Source organism: Streptomyces sp. NPDC056361, assembly GCF_042262805.1.
Classification (GTDB): domain Bacteria; phylum Actinomycetota; class Actinomycetes; order Streptomycetales; family Streptomycetaceae; genus Streptomyces.
The window spans coordinates 1-13,959 of record NZ_JBHJQI010000085.1 but is presented as its reverse complement, the minus strand read 5'-3'; the positions used below and the strand labels follow the sequence as shown (position 1 = coordinate 13,959).

Below are 13,959 nucleotides of genomic sequence, written 5' to 3'. Positions count from 1 at the left end.
CCATCTGTTGATATGTGCACGGCAAGGCGGATACTGCCGGGGTCCAGCACCTGTTCAATGCCGAACGGCTACAAGGGAGGACAGAGTGACTTCGTTGCGTACTCCGCGTACCGCGCCAGACACGCGCAACCCTCGTGCACGGACCAGACGCCTGGGTGTGGCATCCGCCGCGGCCGGACTCCTGGCCACACTGCTGGCGGTCGGCCCCGCGGCCGCCACACCCGACCCCGGAGACGCGCCGGTCCAGGGCACGGTCTCCTCGGAACAGGCGGCCGACGCGCGCGCCGCCATCCAGAGCGGAGAGATACCCGGCGTGGACGAGATCGTCCACAGCCGGAACGTCGAGCACCTCGCCAACATCCCCAAGGACGCCCTCAAGGGCATCAACTCGGACCTCGCCTTCCAGGGCAAGTACGCGTTCGCCGGCAACTACGACGGCTTCCGGATCTTCGACATCAGCAACCCCAAGGAACCGAAGACCGTCGCCCAGGTCCTGTGCCCGGGCTCCCAGAACGACATCTCGGTCTCCGGGAACCTGCTCTTCCTGTCCACGGACTCCTCCCGCAGCGACAACTCCTGCGCCAGCACCACGCAGCCCGCCTCGGTCAAGGAATCCTGGGAGGGCATGAAGATCTTCGACATCAGCGACATCGCCAACCCGAAGTACGTCGCCGCCGTCGAGACCAACTGCGGTTCGCACACCCACACGCTGGTGCCGAAGCGCAAGGACGTCTACGTCTACGTCTCCTCGTACTCGCCCAACGCCGCCTTCCCGGACTGCCGGCCCCCGCACGACGGCATCTCGGTCATCAAGGTGCCCCGCAAGGCGCCCGAGCAGGCGGCCGTCGTCAACTTCCCCGTCCTCTTCCCGGGCGAGGGACCGGACGGCGGCGGCAACCCGGGCGGCCCCACCAACCCGGGCGTCTCCAAGACCACCGGCTGCCACGACATCACCGTGCTCCCCGAGAAGGACCTCGCGGCCGGCGCGTGCATGGGTGACGGCATCCTCTTCGACATCGAGGACCCCGAGCACCCGCGCGTGATCGACCGCGTCCAGGACAACGTGAACTTCGCGTTCTGGCACTCGGCGACCTTCAACCAGAAGGCCGACAAGGTGGTCTTCACCGACGAGCTCGGCGGCGGCGGCGCGGCCACCTGCAACGCCGTGGTCGGCCCGAACCGCGGCGCCGACGGCATCTACGACATCACCGGCAAGGGCAAGAACCGCAAGCTCGTCTTCCGCAGCTACTTCAAGATCCCGCGCCACCAGGCCGACACCGAGAACTGCGTCGCCCACAACGGCTCGCTGATCCCGGTCAAGGGCAAGGACCTCATGGTCCAGGCCTGGTACCAGGGCGGCGTCTCCGTCTGGGACTTCACCGACTCGGCCAAGCCGAAGGAGATCGCCTACTTCGAGCGCGGCCCGGTCTCCGCGACCACGATCGCCACCGGCGGCTCGTGGTCCGCGTACTACTACAACGGGTACATCTACTCGAACGACATCGCCAAGGGCTTCGACGTCCTGAAGCTCTCCGACCCCCGCACCGACCCCGCGCGGCGGATCCGGATGGACGAGCTCAACGTCCAGACGCAGCCGGACTACTTCGACTTCGACGACTGAAGCGGATCGTGACGGCCGGCTGAGGAGCCGGGCGTCTGCGTGCCGCCGGGCGGACCTCCGTCCGGCGGCACCCCCATGTCCCAGTCGAGGCCGTAGCGGTGGAACAGCTCCGCGCGCAGTCGCGCGAGGGGCATCGGGGCCCCCGGCAGCAGCACCGCCACCACCGTGCCCATCAACAGGGCGCGCAGCAACGGGTAGTCCGTGTCCACGTCCGGCGAGCCGTACCGCGTGACCGTGTCCCGCAGGAGGAAGGCGAGACGCTGCTGCTCCTGGCACTGCACGAAGCCCTCGGCCTGGAGGATGCCCGCCATGTGCGTGCGCATGAGCGTCGGGTGCGACGTCGTGAGCCCCAGGATCGCGTCGATCGCGCGGGCCAGCCGCTCCCGCCCGTCCTCCGTGCGCGGCTCGCGCTCCAGCCCCGCCTCCAGGGTGCGGTGCATCAGCCGGTGCACCGCCGACTGGAGGAGCTCGCGCTTGCCGGGGAAGTAGTACGAGATCAACCCGCGTGCCGTGCCGGCCCGCTCCGCTATGTCGCCGAGCGTGGTCGACTCGTAGCCTTTCGTGTCGACCAGGTCCACGGTGGCCTGCAGAATGCGCTCGCGCGACCTGCGTCGGAGCTCTTCATTGACCGATGGGCTACGCGGGGACATGCTGGGCTCCTGCGTTGACTGGCTGCCAGCCAATATACTCGGCGCATCCGGTCGGCATGCCCGTGTGGCGGGCCGTCCGGGCTGCCGTCTGTTCTGGGCGACACGGGGGATCGTCCAGAACAGGCGGCTTCATCGCTTCTCTCCCGTTCTGCTCCCCGGTGCGTCCCCGCCGGACGTCCCGGGCACGGGCCGTCGAGGCCGCCGCTCGCTCCACCGGTACGTGAGCACCGCCACGCACACGCAGCACCAGCCGATGAGCCACCCCCCGAGGACGTCCGAGGGCCAGTGCACGCCCAGGTAGACCCGCGTCCACCCCACCCCGAGCACCGAGAACGCCGCCGCGCCCGCGAGCGTGCCCCAGCCGCGCCGGTCCTCCGGCCAGCGCACCGCGAGCACCCAGAGCAGCAGCCCGCAGGTCACCGTCGCCGTCATCGCGTGGCCGGACGGGAACGCCGCGAACCGGGCCGAGTCGACCGGGTCCGGCCACTGCGGACGGTCCCTGCCCACCAGCGACTTGAGCGCCTGCTGGAGACCGGCGGCCAGCAGCGTCGTCGCGGCCACCCACAGCGCCGCCCGCCGCTCCCGCCGCCACCAGAGCAGCGCCGCGGTGGCGGCGGCCAGGGCGCGCATCGTCCACGGGTCCCACGGCCAGTCGCTCAGCACCCGGTTGAGCTGGGTGAACCCTGGGTGGGCCAGGGCGCTGCGGTGGAGTGCCTCGGCGATCGAGCGGTCGAAGGCCAGCAGCGGAGACCAGCCGACGGCGACGAGCACGAGGAGGAGGACGGCCAGGACCCCGGAGACCGCGGCGGAGGTGCGCATGCGCCGATCCTGCCCGACGAACCCTCCCGTGTGACCGTCCGTGCGCTCCCCGCGCGCCGCCGTCCGTCGGGAGGCCGGTGCCGCGGAAACGGTCGTCGAGCCGTCCGCCGGCTAGCCGAGCGCGCTGAGTGCCGGGACGAAGGCGACGAGCACCGGGACGACGGGCACGAGCGAGGCGGCGGCCGTCAGCCGCAGCCGGCGGCCGGCCGTGAGCCGGGGCGCGGCGGTCAGGAGCCGGTTCACCCGCTGCGGGAGATCCGCCTCGGGGCCGGGTCCGGGGCCGAACACCCCGCGGTCCTCGTTGAGTTCGACGAGGGCGAGGGCGATCGTCAGGCGGCCGAACCGGCGCGAGGCGACGTCGTCGGCGGCCAGCTCCACCAGACGGTGCATCTCCTCGCGGAACGCGGTGAAGACCGGCACCCCGGGGAACCCGCCGGCCAGCGCCGCCGAGCAGTTCAGCAGCCAGTCGTGCCGGGCCCGGGCGTGCCCCTGCTCGTGGGCGAGGACCGCGTCGAGCTGCCGGCCCTTCAACCGCCGCAGCGCCGCGGTGGTGATGACCAGCCGGGGCGTGGGACCCGCCATCCACCAGGCGTCCGCCCGCTCGCCCTCCAGGACGACGAGCCGCTCGCTGCCCGGCCGCTCCCCGGGCAACAGGGGCGAGCGGACGAGGAGATCGCGGCGGTGCTGCCTGCGCCGGGCGCGGGCAGCGCCGATCTCCCGCCCCAGCATCGCCCCGGACCACAGCCCGCCCGCCGCCAGGACGACCGCGAGCACGGCGGACCAGGGCCCGTTCGTGCCGAGTTCGTACGCGTCGACCACCGCGCGGGGCGCGGGCGCGAAGAGTTGTCCCCGTACGGCCTGCCAGGCGGTCGAGGCGCTGAGCGTCATGGAGAGCGCGAAGCTGAGGAGCACCCCGGCGACCACGCACTGCCACACCCACAGGGCCACCACGGGTTCTCGCTCCACCCAGTCGGCCCGCGACAGCAGCCGCGGGGCGGCGAGGGCGGTCAGGAGGCCGAGCAGGAGCAGCGCGAGGGAGACCCACATGGAGTCAGCCTATGAGTGCGGTACGGGTCGGGGGTATGGGCGCGGAGGCCAAGTGACGTACGCCACGGTTTCGTTGCGTACGGCGTACGGCCGGGTGGGCCGCTCACCGGGGCTTCACAGCGTCACGAGCATGGCCAGCATGCCGAGGGCCATCGCCAGCCGGCACGCGAGCGCCAGTTCCGGTCGGGTCGCCCAGGCCGGACCGGGGCCTCGGGCGGCCGTCGCCACCGGGACGAGCCGCGTCCCGGCGCGCAGCACGTAGGCGACGTAATAGAGGAGCAGGGCGCCCGTGAGGACGGGTATGCCGCCGGCCGGGCCCGTCACGGCCGCCGTGTGCCCCGCGTGCGCCCCCGAGGAGCCCGGGGCCGCCATCGCCACCGCCATGTAGAGCATGGCGAGCGAGCCGATCAGATGGTGCAGGTGGTGGCCGCCGTGCCGGATGGCCGTGAGGGCGTGCAGGGTCGCCCCGCCGAACACCGCCGCGTACACCGTCCAGCTCCAGCCGGGCGGTGTGAGGACGGCGGCGGGCAGGGCCATGACCGCCATCCCGAAGCCCATGACCGCCTCGCCGCCGGCGGCCCGCCGCTCCGCCCCGCCCGACGCGCGCATCCTCAGCAGGCAGGACAGGCCGGTCGCCGCGCAGAGCGCGACCAGCAGCCACCCGGACAGAGCCGGTCCGTACACGGCACACCTCCCCCTCGATGCCGTCCCGTCCGGGAAGGCATGCCCGCCTCCCGCGCCCCACACGCGGGCGCACGGGCGCGCACGGATGTACGAGGGGGGAGTGGGAGGCGCGCGCGTTAGGCTCGGGGCGATCGCTCTTCGATCGCGCACGCACGACGCCCGACGCGCACGCCGATCGTCGGCGTCCGCATCGTCAGCGCGCCCGAAGGGAACCCCGCTCGTATGGACACCGTCACGTCCCAGCAGACCGGTCGGATCAGCTATCGGGAGGCGGTGCTCGACGACGTCCCCGTGCTCGTGCCGCTCGTCGAGTCGGCCTACCGGGGCGACGCGAGCCGCGGCGGGTGGACCACGGAGGCGGACATCCTCCAGGGGCAGCGCACCGACCCCGAGGGCGTCGCCGCCGTCATCACCACCCCCGGCAGCCGGCTCGTGGTCGTGGAGCGCGACGGCGTCGTCATCGCCTGCTGCCAGCTGGAGCACCGCGGCGAGGCCGCCTACTTCGGCATGTTCGCGGTCCGCCCGGAGCTCCAGGGCGGCGGCCTCGGCAAGCAGATCATCGCGGAGGCCGAGCGCCGGGTGCGCGAGCTGTGGGACGTGCGCGAGATGCACATGACGGTGATCTCCGTACGCGAGGAGCTCATCGCCTGGTACGAGCGCCGCGGCTACCGGCGGACGGGGCGGACGACCCCGTTCCCGTACGGCGACGAGCGCTTCGGAGTGCCCCAGCGCGACGACCTGGAGTTCGAGCTGCTGGTGAAGCCGCTGAACTGATCCGTCCGGCGGAAGAGTCGATTCCTCCCCTGGTGACAGGAAAAACTTCGGTCGCCAGGGGGGTCGCACAGGATAATTTCCCTTGCCTCCTCTTGTGGTGAAGAACCATCGACGGTTACGGTGTCTTAACGCGAGGTTCTCCTGTGGAGGAAGAGGCATGACGGAAATTCTTGTGCAGGACGTGACCGGTGGGGGCATAGCCACCGACGCCCGGGTGATCGACCACCCGGCCTGGACCGAGCTCAAGAATGCAGTGGAGGAGTTCCGCGTCTGGCAGAGCGCGGACGGTTCCATCGACCTCGGAGCCGAGGGCGCGCCCGCCCGCTCCCTCGTCGAGCTGACCGTCGACCGCCTCGTCGCCGCGGTCGAGCAGCTCTCCCCGCTGGTCCCGCACGACGCGGCCTACCACCGCGCGCTCGTCTCCGACCTGCGCAAGTGGGTCGAGAGCGGCTTCACCGTGCCGGACTTCCTGGACTCCCTCATGGAGTTCCACCCGGCCGCCGGACGCGCCGACGGGCTCCAGCACCTCGTGCTCTTCCCGATGTACACGCAGAACGGCAACCCGGACCGCAACTTCGAGGCCGTCGTGCTGCGCATGGTCTGGCCGGAGTGGCTCTCCGAGCTGGAGAGCACCCGCTACGACAACCCGGGCTTCTGCGGCATCACCTTCGAGGACTTCACCGCCGGGTACGACACCAACTCGGCCGTCCTCTTCCCGGAGACCGTCGCCGTCCGCGAGGTCCCCGAGCGCTTCACCTGGGGCGGCATCTTCTGCGACCGCGAGGCCGCGCGCTTCCGCAAGGTCACCGAGGCCGCCGTCGACACCCTCGGCATCAAGCTGCCCGAGGACATCGCCGTCATGCTCGGCGACCAGCAGCGCTGCCAGCAGGCCTTCGCCCTCTGGGACCTGGTCCACGACCGCGCCCACAGTCGCGGCGACCTGCCCTTCGACCCCTTCATGATCAAGCAGCGCCAGCCGTTCTGGATGTACGGCCTCGAGGAGCTCCGCTGCGACCTCACCGCCTTCAAGGAGGCCGTGAAGCTGGAGGCCGAGGGCAACGCGCACGGCCGTGACGTGCAGTACGCGGTCCTCTTCGACCGCATGTTCCGCTTCCCGCTCACCGGCGACCGCAACCGCAACTACGACGGTCTCGGCGGCCAGCTCCTCTTCGCGTACCTCCACAAGAACGACGTGGTGCGCTGGACGGACAACATCCTCACCATCGACTGGGAGCGGGCGCCCGAGGTCACCAACCGCCTCTGCTCCGAGATCGAGACCCTGTACCGCGAGGGCATCGACCGCCCGAAGCTGGTCCACTGGTTCAAGGCGTACGAGTTCGTCTCCGCCTACCTGGCCCCGCACCCGGGCTCCAAGTGGGCCAAGGGCCCCGACGCCCTGGACCTCTCCCTCCCGCCGCGCAAGCTGGTCGACGACGTGCTTCCGGACGAGTTTCCGCTCAGCATGTTCTTTGAGGCCCTCTCCAAGAAGCTGAAGGGCGTGATCGCCGACACCAAGGGGATCACCGCCGCCGACGTCCCGAGCACCGAGCGGGCCGCCGCGTGAGCGACCTCACCGAGCACACGGAGGAGGCGTCGCCCATGAACGCCAACGGAAACGGCGGGCCGCTCGACGGCGCCGTCATCGCGGTCGCCGGCGCGGCCGGCCCCGCGGGCCGCGCGACGCTGATCCGCCTCGCCGAGGCGGGCGCGACCGTCGTCGGCTCCGACGCCGACCCGGCGCGTCTCGCCGAGGCCGTGGACGCCGCCCGCTACGCCCACGGCGGCGCCAAGGTCATCGGCGACACCGTCGACCTCCTCGACCTCGACGCCACCCGCGACTGGGCGGCGAAGACCGAGAAGGAGTTCGGCCGGATCGACGGCCTGGTCCACCTCGTCGGCGGCTGGCGCGGCAGCGCCTCCTTCACCGAGACGGACCTCGGGGACTGGGACTTCCTGGAGAAGCTCCTGATCCGCACCGTCCAGCACACCTCGCTGGCCTTCCACGACGGGCTGCTGCGCGCCGGCGGCCGCGGCCGCTACGCGCTGATCAGCCAGGTCGGCGCCCACAAGCCGCTCGCCAACAACGCCGCGTACAACGCCGGCAAGGCGGCCGCCGAGGCCTGGACCCTCGCGATGGCGGACTCGTTCCGCAAGCTGGGGGGCGACGACGGCCCGCAGGCGGCTGCTGCGATCCTGGTGATCAAGGCATTGGTGCACGACGCCATGCGCGCCGAACGCCCCAACGCGAAGTTCGCGGGCTTCACCGACGTCAAGGACCTGGCCGACGAGATCGCCGGCCTGTGGGACAGGCCCGCCCAGGAAGTGAATGGACAGCGTCTGTGGCTGACCCCCAAGCCGTGACAGCGGCACTCGGCCCCAGGACCGACGCACGTCGGCACCACGACCCGTCGGTCCGGGGCTTCGCCAGCGACAACTACGCCGGCGCCCACCCGGAAGTGCTCGCCGCCCTCGCCCTCGCCAACGACGGCCACCAGGTCGCCTACGGCGAGGACCAGTACACCGAGCACCTCCAGCGGATCATGCACAGCCACTTCGGACCCACCGCCGAGGCCTTCCCGGTCTTCAACGGCACCGGGGCCAACGTGACCGCCCTCCAGGCGCTCACCGACCGCTGGGGCGCCGTGATCTGCGCCGAGTCCGCGCACATCAACGTGGACGAGGGCGGCGCGCCCGAGCGCATGGGCGGCCTCAAGCTGCTCACCGTGCCCACTCCGGACGGCAAGCTCACCCCCGAGCTGATCGACCGGCAGGCCTGGGGCTGGGAGGACGAGCACCGTGCGATGCCGCAGGTCGTCTCGATCACCCAGAACACCGAGCTGGGCACCGTCTACACGGTCGAGGAGATCCGCGCGATCGTCGAGCACGCCCACTCCAAGGGCATGAAGGTGCACCTCGACGGCGCCCGGATAGCCAATGCGGCCGCGTCGCTCGACGTGCCGATGCGCGCGTTCACCAACGCCGTGGGCGTGGACGTGATCTCGTACGGCGGTACGAAGAACGGCATGCTCTTCGGCGAGGCCGTCGTCGTCCTCAACCCCGACGCGGTCAGCCACATGAAGCACCTGCGCAAGCTGTCCATGCAGCTGGCGTCGAAGATGCGCTTCGTGTCGGTGCAGCTGGAGGCGCTCCTCGCGAAGGACCTCTGGCTGCGCAACGCCCGCCACGCCAACGCGATGGCCCAGCGCCTCGCGGCCGGGGTGCGCGAGGTCGACGGCGTGGAGATCCTCTACCCGGTGCAGGCGAACGCGGTCTTCGCCCGCCTCCCGCACGAGGTGACCAGGCGGCTGCAGGAACGCTTCCGCTTCTACTTCTGGGACGAGAAGGCCGGTGACGTCCGCTGGATGTGCGCCTTCGACACCACGGAGGACGACGTCGACGCCTTCCTCCAGGCCCTGAAGGAAGAGTTGGCCCGGTAACCCGAGTTGATGTATGAATATACGGCCGGACGGAAAGTCATTGACTCCGTCCGGCCGTTTTCATAGGGTCGACCCGCATGGAACTCATCCAGCAGGACCCCGACATCCGGGCCTACCTTGCCGTGAGCGAGGCCGTCGACCATGAGCACCCGCTGGTCCGGAGCGTGGCGGACCGGATCTCCGTCGACCACCCCGACGCATACTCATACGCCGAAGCCGCCTTCGTGTTCGTACGCGACACCATCCCGCACTCCGCCGACTCCGGGGATCTCCGCGTCACCTGGCGCGCCTCCGACGTCCTGGAGCAGCGCACGGGGATCTGCTACGCCAAGTCGATCGCGTACGCCGCGCTCCTGCGGGTCCGCGGCATCCCGGCGGCCTTCTGCTACCAGCGGCTCGCCGACGACGACGGCTCCGCGCCGGCCGTCCACGGCCTCGTCGCCGTCCTGCTGCCGGGCGAGGAGGCCTGGGCCCGCCAGGACGCGCGGGGCAACAAGCCGGGCGTCGACGCCCGGTTCTCGCTGGGGGAGGAACGGCTCGCCTGGACCGTACGGCCGGAGTACGGCGAAGTGGACTACCCGGAACTCCACCCCGAGCCGCACCCGGCCGTCCTGGGCGTGCTGAAGGCCGCCGAGGACCGCCCGCACCTCTGGCGGACGCTCCCGACGGAACTCTGACCCTCGGCCCCGACGGAGATCGAGGCCTGCCCCGACCGGGATCGGGTCCTGCCCCGACGGAGATCGGTCCCCAGGGCCCCAGGCGGGCCTTCCTACTTCTCGGCGGCCTTGACCTGCTCCGGCGTCGGAGCCGTCCCGCCGAGGTGGGCGGGGATCCACCAGGTGTCGCTCGCGTCCTTGGAGCGCACCGGGTAGGCCCGCTGGGCGGCTTCCAGGAGCTCCTGGACGCGCTCGCGCAGCCGCCGGGTGATCGCGCCGGCGTACTGGTCGGCGGGGGCCTCCACGGGCTCGCCGACCCGGATCGTGACCGGGATGTGGCTGCGCTTGAAGTTCCGCGGCTGGCCCTTCGTCCACAGCCGCTGGGTGCCCCACAGCGCCATCGGGATCAGCGGTACGCCCGCCTCCTGCGCGAGGCGCGCCGCGCCCGTCTTGAAGCCCTTGAGCGTGAACGACTGGGAGATGGTCGCCTCGGGGAAGACGCCGACGATCTCGCCGGCCCGGAGGGACTCCAGGGCGTGCTGGTAGGCGTGCTCGCCCTGCGAGCGGTCGACGGGGATGTGCTTCATGCCGCGCATGAGCGGGCCCGAGACCTTGTGCCGGAAGACCGAGTCCTTCGCCATGAAGCGGACCAGGCGCTTCTGCGGCAGGGCCGCGAGGCCCGTGAAGATGAAGTCCAGGTAGCTGATGTGGTTGCTCACCAGCACGGCGCCTCCCGTCCGGGGGATGTGCTCCGAACCCTGGGTGTCGATCTTCAGGTCGAGCGCCTTGAACAGGGTGAGCGCGGCGCCGACGACCGGTCGATAGACGAGTTCTGCCATCGGAGAGGAACCTCTTCTTCGTGTGCCCGGAGCGGGTTCTCCCGGCGAAGTTACGCGGCCGTAGGTTTTCGGCTTTGGGCAGATCGTGCCCCATGTGGGGCCCCGTGACCAGTCCAGGCGGCTTCGTACAGGGAGATTCTCGTCACTCGCGGTGGTCGTGGCGGGAATCGAACGCCCCCGTGCGACGCTGCACCCGGAGACGGGGAAGGAAGGGAAGAGCGATGGGCGAGATCCTGGGGTCGGACGTGCTCGGTGCCGAACTGGGGGAGCGGGCCACGCTCGTCCAGTTCTCCACCGCCTTCTGCCAGCCCTGCCGGGCCACCCGGCGCACCCTCGCCGAGGTCGCCGCGATGGTGCCCGGCGTGGGGCACGTGGAGATCGACGCGGAGGAGCGGCTCGACCTCGTCCGCGCCCTGGACATCGCCCGGACCCCCACCGTGCTGGTCCTCGACGCGACCGGCCGCGTCGTCCGGCGGGCCTCCGGCCAGCCCCGCCGAGTGGACGTCATCGCCGCGCTGGGCCAAGCGGTCTGACGCCGCGACACACCGCGGGGGACGCACTGACACGCCGGGCGGGACGCGCCGACACGCCGCTACGGGACGCTTCGGCGCGCGTCGCGGGGCGTGGCGCCGCGCGTCGCGGGGCGCGTTCCCGTGCCTCATCCGGCGCGGTGATGCTTCTCCCATATTGCGGTACGCACTTGACTGCACCCGGCAACGATCGTCACCCTGACGGGGTGCCCATAGAACTCCTTCTCTACGGCCGCGTCCATGTGGACCTGGCCCGCACCGCGAGTGCGCGCTGTCCGGGTGTCTGACCACCCCAGGACTCCCCTCATGCCGCCCTCGCAGAAGGACAATTCCATGACGGTTTCGCCCGAGCTCCGTGCCGTTCCCACGATCGGCGCACCCCGGCAGGCCTCTTCCGATCTGCTCCGCTCCGTCTTCCGCAGGCACGCCGCCGGTGTGGCGGTGATCACCGCGCACGGCGAGCGCCCCGTCGGCTTCACCGCGACCTCGCTCAACTCGGTCGCCGCCGACCCCCCGCTGGTCTCCTTCGGCGTGGGTACCTCCTCCTCCAGCTGGCCCGTGGTCTCCGAGGCCGAGTTCATCGGCGTCCACATACTCGGCGAGCACCAGCAGGAGCTCGCGTCCACCTTCGCCCGCAGCGGAGCCGACCGGTTCGGCGGGGACACCCGCTGGAGCCTCGGCCCCGAGGGCGTGCCGGTGCTCGACGGCGTCCTCGCCTGGCTGGTGTGCCGTGTCGTGGCCCGGGTGCCGGCCGGTGACCACCGGATCGTGATCGCGCAGGCGGTCGCCGGCGACCCCGACGGGGCGGGCCGTCCGCTGCTGTACCACCACGGCCGCTTCAACGCGCTGCGCGACTGAGGGTTCCCGTGCGCCGCTCTCCGCGCGTTGGGCAGATCACACGCCTGAGCGCTTGCTTACTGGTCACGAACTGGGTGTACTGACGAGTAATATTCCGGTCGGGGCGTGCGGCGTCCCGACCGGAAACCCGCCCTTCAGGCGCCTATGCTGCGAGCAACAAGGCAGCCCAGTTATCACGATGCAGTAGGAGAGCCGGCGTGAGCTTGAGGATCGTTGTCTGTGTGAAGTACGTGCCCGACGCCACCGGCGACCGGCACTTCGCCGATGACCTGACCGTCGACCGCGACGACGTCGACGGCCTGCTGTCGGAGCTCGACGAGTACGCGGTCGAGCAGGCGCTGCAGATCGCCGAGGAGGCGGACGACGCCGAGGTCACCGTGATCACGGTCGGCCCCGAGGACGCCAAGGACGCGCTCCGCAAGGCGCTGTCCATGGGTGCCGACAAGGCCGTCCACGTCGAGGACGACGACCTGCACGGCTCCGACGTCATGGGCACCTCCCTCGTGCTCGCCAAGGCGATCGAGAAGACCGGCTACGACGTCGTCATCGCCGGCATGGCCTCCACCGACGGCACCATGGGTGTCCTCCCGGCCATCCTCGCCGAGCGCCTGGGCGTCCCGCAGGTCACGCTGCTCTCCGAGGTCTCCATCGAGGACGGCGTCGTGAAGGGCCGCCGTGACGGCGACACCGCCTCCGAGCAGCTGGAGGCGTCGCTGCCGGCCGTCGTGTCCGTGACCGACCAGTCGGGCGAGGCGCGCTACCCGTCCTTCAAGGGCATCATGGCCGCCAAGAAGAAGCCGGTGGAGTCCCTGGAGCTGGACGACCTGGACATCGACGCGGACGAGGTCGGCCTGGCCGGCGCGTGGACCGCGGTCGACTCCGCCGCCGAGCGTCCGGCGCGCACCGCGGGCACGATCGTCAAGGACGAGGGCGAGGGCGGCAAGCAGCTGGCCGAGTTCCTCGCGAGCCAGAAGTTCATCTAAGGCTCGCGCGAGCCCCTCAGACCGCCCCTTTCGTTCGCAGGAGATTGAAGTCCCATGGCTGAGATTCTCGTCTACGTCGACCACGTCGACGGAGCCGTCCGCAAGCCCACCCTGGAGCTGCTGACCCTCGCCCGCCGCCTCGGCGAGCCGGTCGCCGTCGCGCTCGGCAACGGCGCCGCCGACACCGCCGCCGTCCTCGGCGAGCACGGTGCCACCCGCGTCCTGACGGCCGAGGCCGCCGAGTTCGCCGACTACCTCGTCGTCCCGAAGGTCGAGGCCCTGCAGGCCGCGTACGAGGCCGTCTCCCCGGCCGCCGTGCTCGTCCCGTCCTCCGCCGAGAACAAGGAGATCGCGGCCCGCCTCGCGGTCCGCATCGGCTCCGGCATCATCACCGACGCCGTGGACCTGGAGGCCGGTGACGAGGGCCCGGTCGCGACGCAGTCCGCGTTCGCCGCCTCCTTCACCACCAAGTCCCGCGTCTCCCAGGGCACCCCGGTCATCACGGTCAAGCCGAACTCGGCCCCCGTCGAGGCCGCCCCGGCCGCCGGCGCCGTCGAGGCGCTGGCCGTCTCCTTCTCGGAGAAGGCCACCGGCACCAAGGTCACCTCGCGCACCCCGCGCGAGTCGACCGGCCGCCCGGAGCTGACCGAGGCCGCGATCGTGGTCTCCGGCGGCCGCGGCGTCAACGGCGCCGAGAACTTCGCGATCATCGAGGCGCTCGCCGACTCGCTCGGTGCCGCCGTCGGTGCCTCGCGCGCCGCGGTCGACGCCGGCTGGTACCCGCACTCCAACCAGGTCGGCCAGACCGGCAAGTCGGTCTCGCCGCAGCTGTACATCGCCTCCGGCATCTCCGGCGCGATCCAGCACCGCGCGGGCATGCAGACCTCGAAGACGATCGTCGCGATCAACAAGGACGCCGAGGCGCCGATCTTCGACCTCGTCGACTACGGCGTGGTGGGCGACCTCTTCGACGTCGTCCCGCAGCTGACCGAAGAGGTCAAGACCCGCAAGGGCTGACCTGCGGTTCTGTTCGGCCCGGGGGCCGCACGGCGATCTGTCGC

At 71.2% G+C, this 13,959-nt stretch carries 15 protein-coding genes; 10 read left to right on the top strand and 5 right to left on the bottom strand.

Features of this window, described 5'->3' with window-relative positions; translation table 11 throughout:
- Window positions 1-85: 85 nt before the first annotated feature.
- Entirely contained in the window at window positions 86-1,621 is a 1,536-nt protein-coding gene (locus ACFCY7_RS25355; protein WP_376488341.1) for an LVIVD repeat-containing protein, read from the top strand.
- Here the strand turns inward: ACFCY7_RS25355 and ACFCY7_RS25350 are convergent.
- The 4 genes from ACFCY7_RS25350 to ACFCY7_RS25335 all read right to left on the bottom strand — a co-directional run bounded on the left by ACFCY7_RS25350 (window position 1,600) and on the right by ACFCY7_RS25335 (window position 4,821).
- The gene (locus ACFCY7_RS25350) at window positions 1,600-2,271 is read right to left on the bottom strand and encodes a TetR/AcrR family transcriptional regulator (RefSeq protein WP_376488340.1); all 672 of its coding nucleotides are present in this window, start codon (window positions 2,269-2,271) and stop codon (window positions 1,600-1,602) included. The genes ACFCY7_RS25355 and ACFCY7_RS25350 overlap by 22 nt on opposite strands.
- 129 nt (window positions 2,272-2,400) lie before the next feature.
- The gene (locus ACFCY7_RS25345) at window positions 2,401-3,090 is read right to left on the bottom strand and encodes a phosphatase PAP2 family protein (RefSeq protein WP_376488339.1); all 690 of its coding nucleotides are present in this window, start codon (window positions 3,088-3,090) and stop codon (window positions 2,401-2,403) included.
- Between the two features lie 111 nt (window positions 3,091-3,201).
- The gene (locus ACFCY7_RS25340) at window positions 3,202-4,137 is read right to left on the bottom strand and encodes a M56 family metallopeptidase (protein ID WP_376488338.1); all 936 of its coding nucleotides are present in this window, start codon (window positions 4,135-4,137) and stop codon (window positions 3,202-3,204) included.
- 114 nt (window positions 4,138-4,251) lie between these two features.
- Complete coding sequence (locus tag ACFCY7_RS25335) at window positions 4,252-4,821, bottom strand: DUF5134 domain-containing protein (RefSeq protein WP_376488337.1); 570 nt, start codon at window positions 4,819-4,821, stop codon at window positions 4,252-4,254.
- 222 nt (window positions 4,822-5,043) lie between these two features.
- Here ACFCY7_RS25335 and ACFCY7_RS25330 point away from each other — a divergent pair, with 222 nt between their 5' ends.
- From ACFCY7_RS25330 to ACFCY7_RS25310, 5 genes are all read left to right on the top strand, one after another.
- Window positions 5,044-5,595: a GNAT family N-acetyltransferase gene (locus ACFCY7_RS25330; RefSeq protein ID WP_376488336.1), complete on the top strand. Its 552-nt coding sequence runs from the start codon at window positions 5,044-5,046 to the stop codon at window positions 5,593-5,595.
- 157 nt (window positions 5,596-5,752) lie between these two features.
- A complete protein-coding gene (locus ACFCY7_RS25325) occupies window positions 5,753-7,159 on the top strand; it encodes a DUF6421 family protein (protein ID WP_376488335.1) in 1,407 nt (468 codons plus the stop codon).
- A 35-nt stretch (window positions 7,160-7,194) separates the two neighbouring features.
- Window positions 7,195-7,956 carry an SDR family NAD(P)-dependent oxidoreductase gene (locus tag ACFCY7_RS25320; protein WP_376488334.1) on the top strand — a complete coding sequence of 254 codons (762 nt, stop codon included), beginning with the start codon at window positions 7,195-7,197 and terminating at the stop codon, window positions 7,954-7,956.
- Window positions 7,953-9,032: a threonine aldolase family protein gene (locus ACFCY7_RS25315; protein WP_376488333.1), complete on the top strand. Its 1,080-nt coding sequence runs from the start codon at window positions 7,953-7,955 to the stop codon at window positions 9,030-9,032. The genes ACFCY7_RS25320 and ACFCY7_RS25315 overlap by 4 nt, the downstream gene beginning before the upstream one ends.
- Before the next feature lie 77 nt (window positions 9,033-9,109).
- Window positions 9,110-9,709 carry a transglutaminase family protein gene (locus tag ACFCY7_RS25310; RefSeq protein WP_376488332.1) on the top strand — a complete coding sequence of 200 codons (600 nt, stop codon included), beginning with the start codon at window positions 9,110-9,112 and terminating at the stop codon, window positions 9,707-9,709.
- Window positions 9,710-9,801: 92 nt separating this feature from the next.
- Here ACFCY7_RS25310 and ACFCY7_RS25305 read toward each other — a convergent pair whose 3' ends face one another.
- Window positions 9,802-10,527, bottom strand: coding sequence for a lysophospholipid acyltransferase family protein (locus ACFCY7_RS25305; protein ID WP_376488331.1), 726 nt, complete (start codon window positions 10,525-10,527; stop codon window positions 9,802-9,804).
- 221 nt (window positions 10,528-10,748) lie between these two features.
- Here ACFCY7_RS25305 and ACFCY7_RS25300 point away from each other — a divergent pair, with 221 nt between their 5' ends.
- The 4 genes from ACFCY7_RS25300 to ACFCY7_RS25285 all read left to right on the top strand — a co-directional run bounded on the left by ACFCY7_RS25300 (window position 10,749) and on the right by ACFCY7_RS25285 (window position 13,915).
- Window positions 10,749-11,060: a TlpA family protein disulfide reductase gene (locus ACFCY7_RS25300; RefSeq protein ID WP_367821883.1), complete on the top strand. Its 312-nt coding sequence runs from the start codon at window positions 10,749-10,751 to the stop codon at window positions 11,058-11,060.
- 330 nt (window positions 11,061-11,390) lie between these two features.
- Window positions 11,391-11,915, top strand: coding sequence for a flavin reductase family protein (locus tag ACFCY7_RS25295; RefSeq protein WP_376488330.1), 525 nt, complete (start codon window positions 11,391-11,393; stop codon window positions 11,913-11,915).
- A gap of 197 nt (window positions 11,916-12,112) precedes the next feature.
- Complete coding sequence (locus ACFCY7_RS25290) at window positions 12,113-12,898, top strand: electron transfer flavoprotein subunit beta (protein ID WP_367821887.1); 786 nt, start codon at window positions 12,113-12,115, stop codon at window positions 12,896-12,898.
- 54 nt (window positions 12,899-12,952) lie between these two features.
- Window positions 12,953-13,915: an electron transfer flavoprotein subunit alpha/FixB family protein gene (locus ACFCY7_RS25285; protein ID WP_376488329.1), complete on the top strand. Its 963-nt coding sequence runs from the start codon at window positions 12,953-12,955 to the stop codon at window positions 13,913-13,915.
- Window positions 13,916-13,959 lie beyond the last annotated feature (44 nt).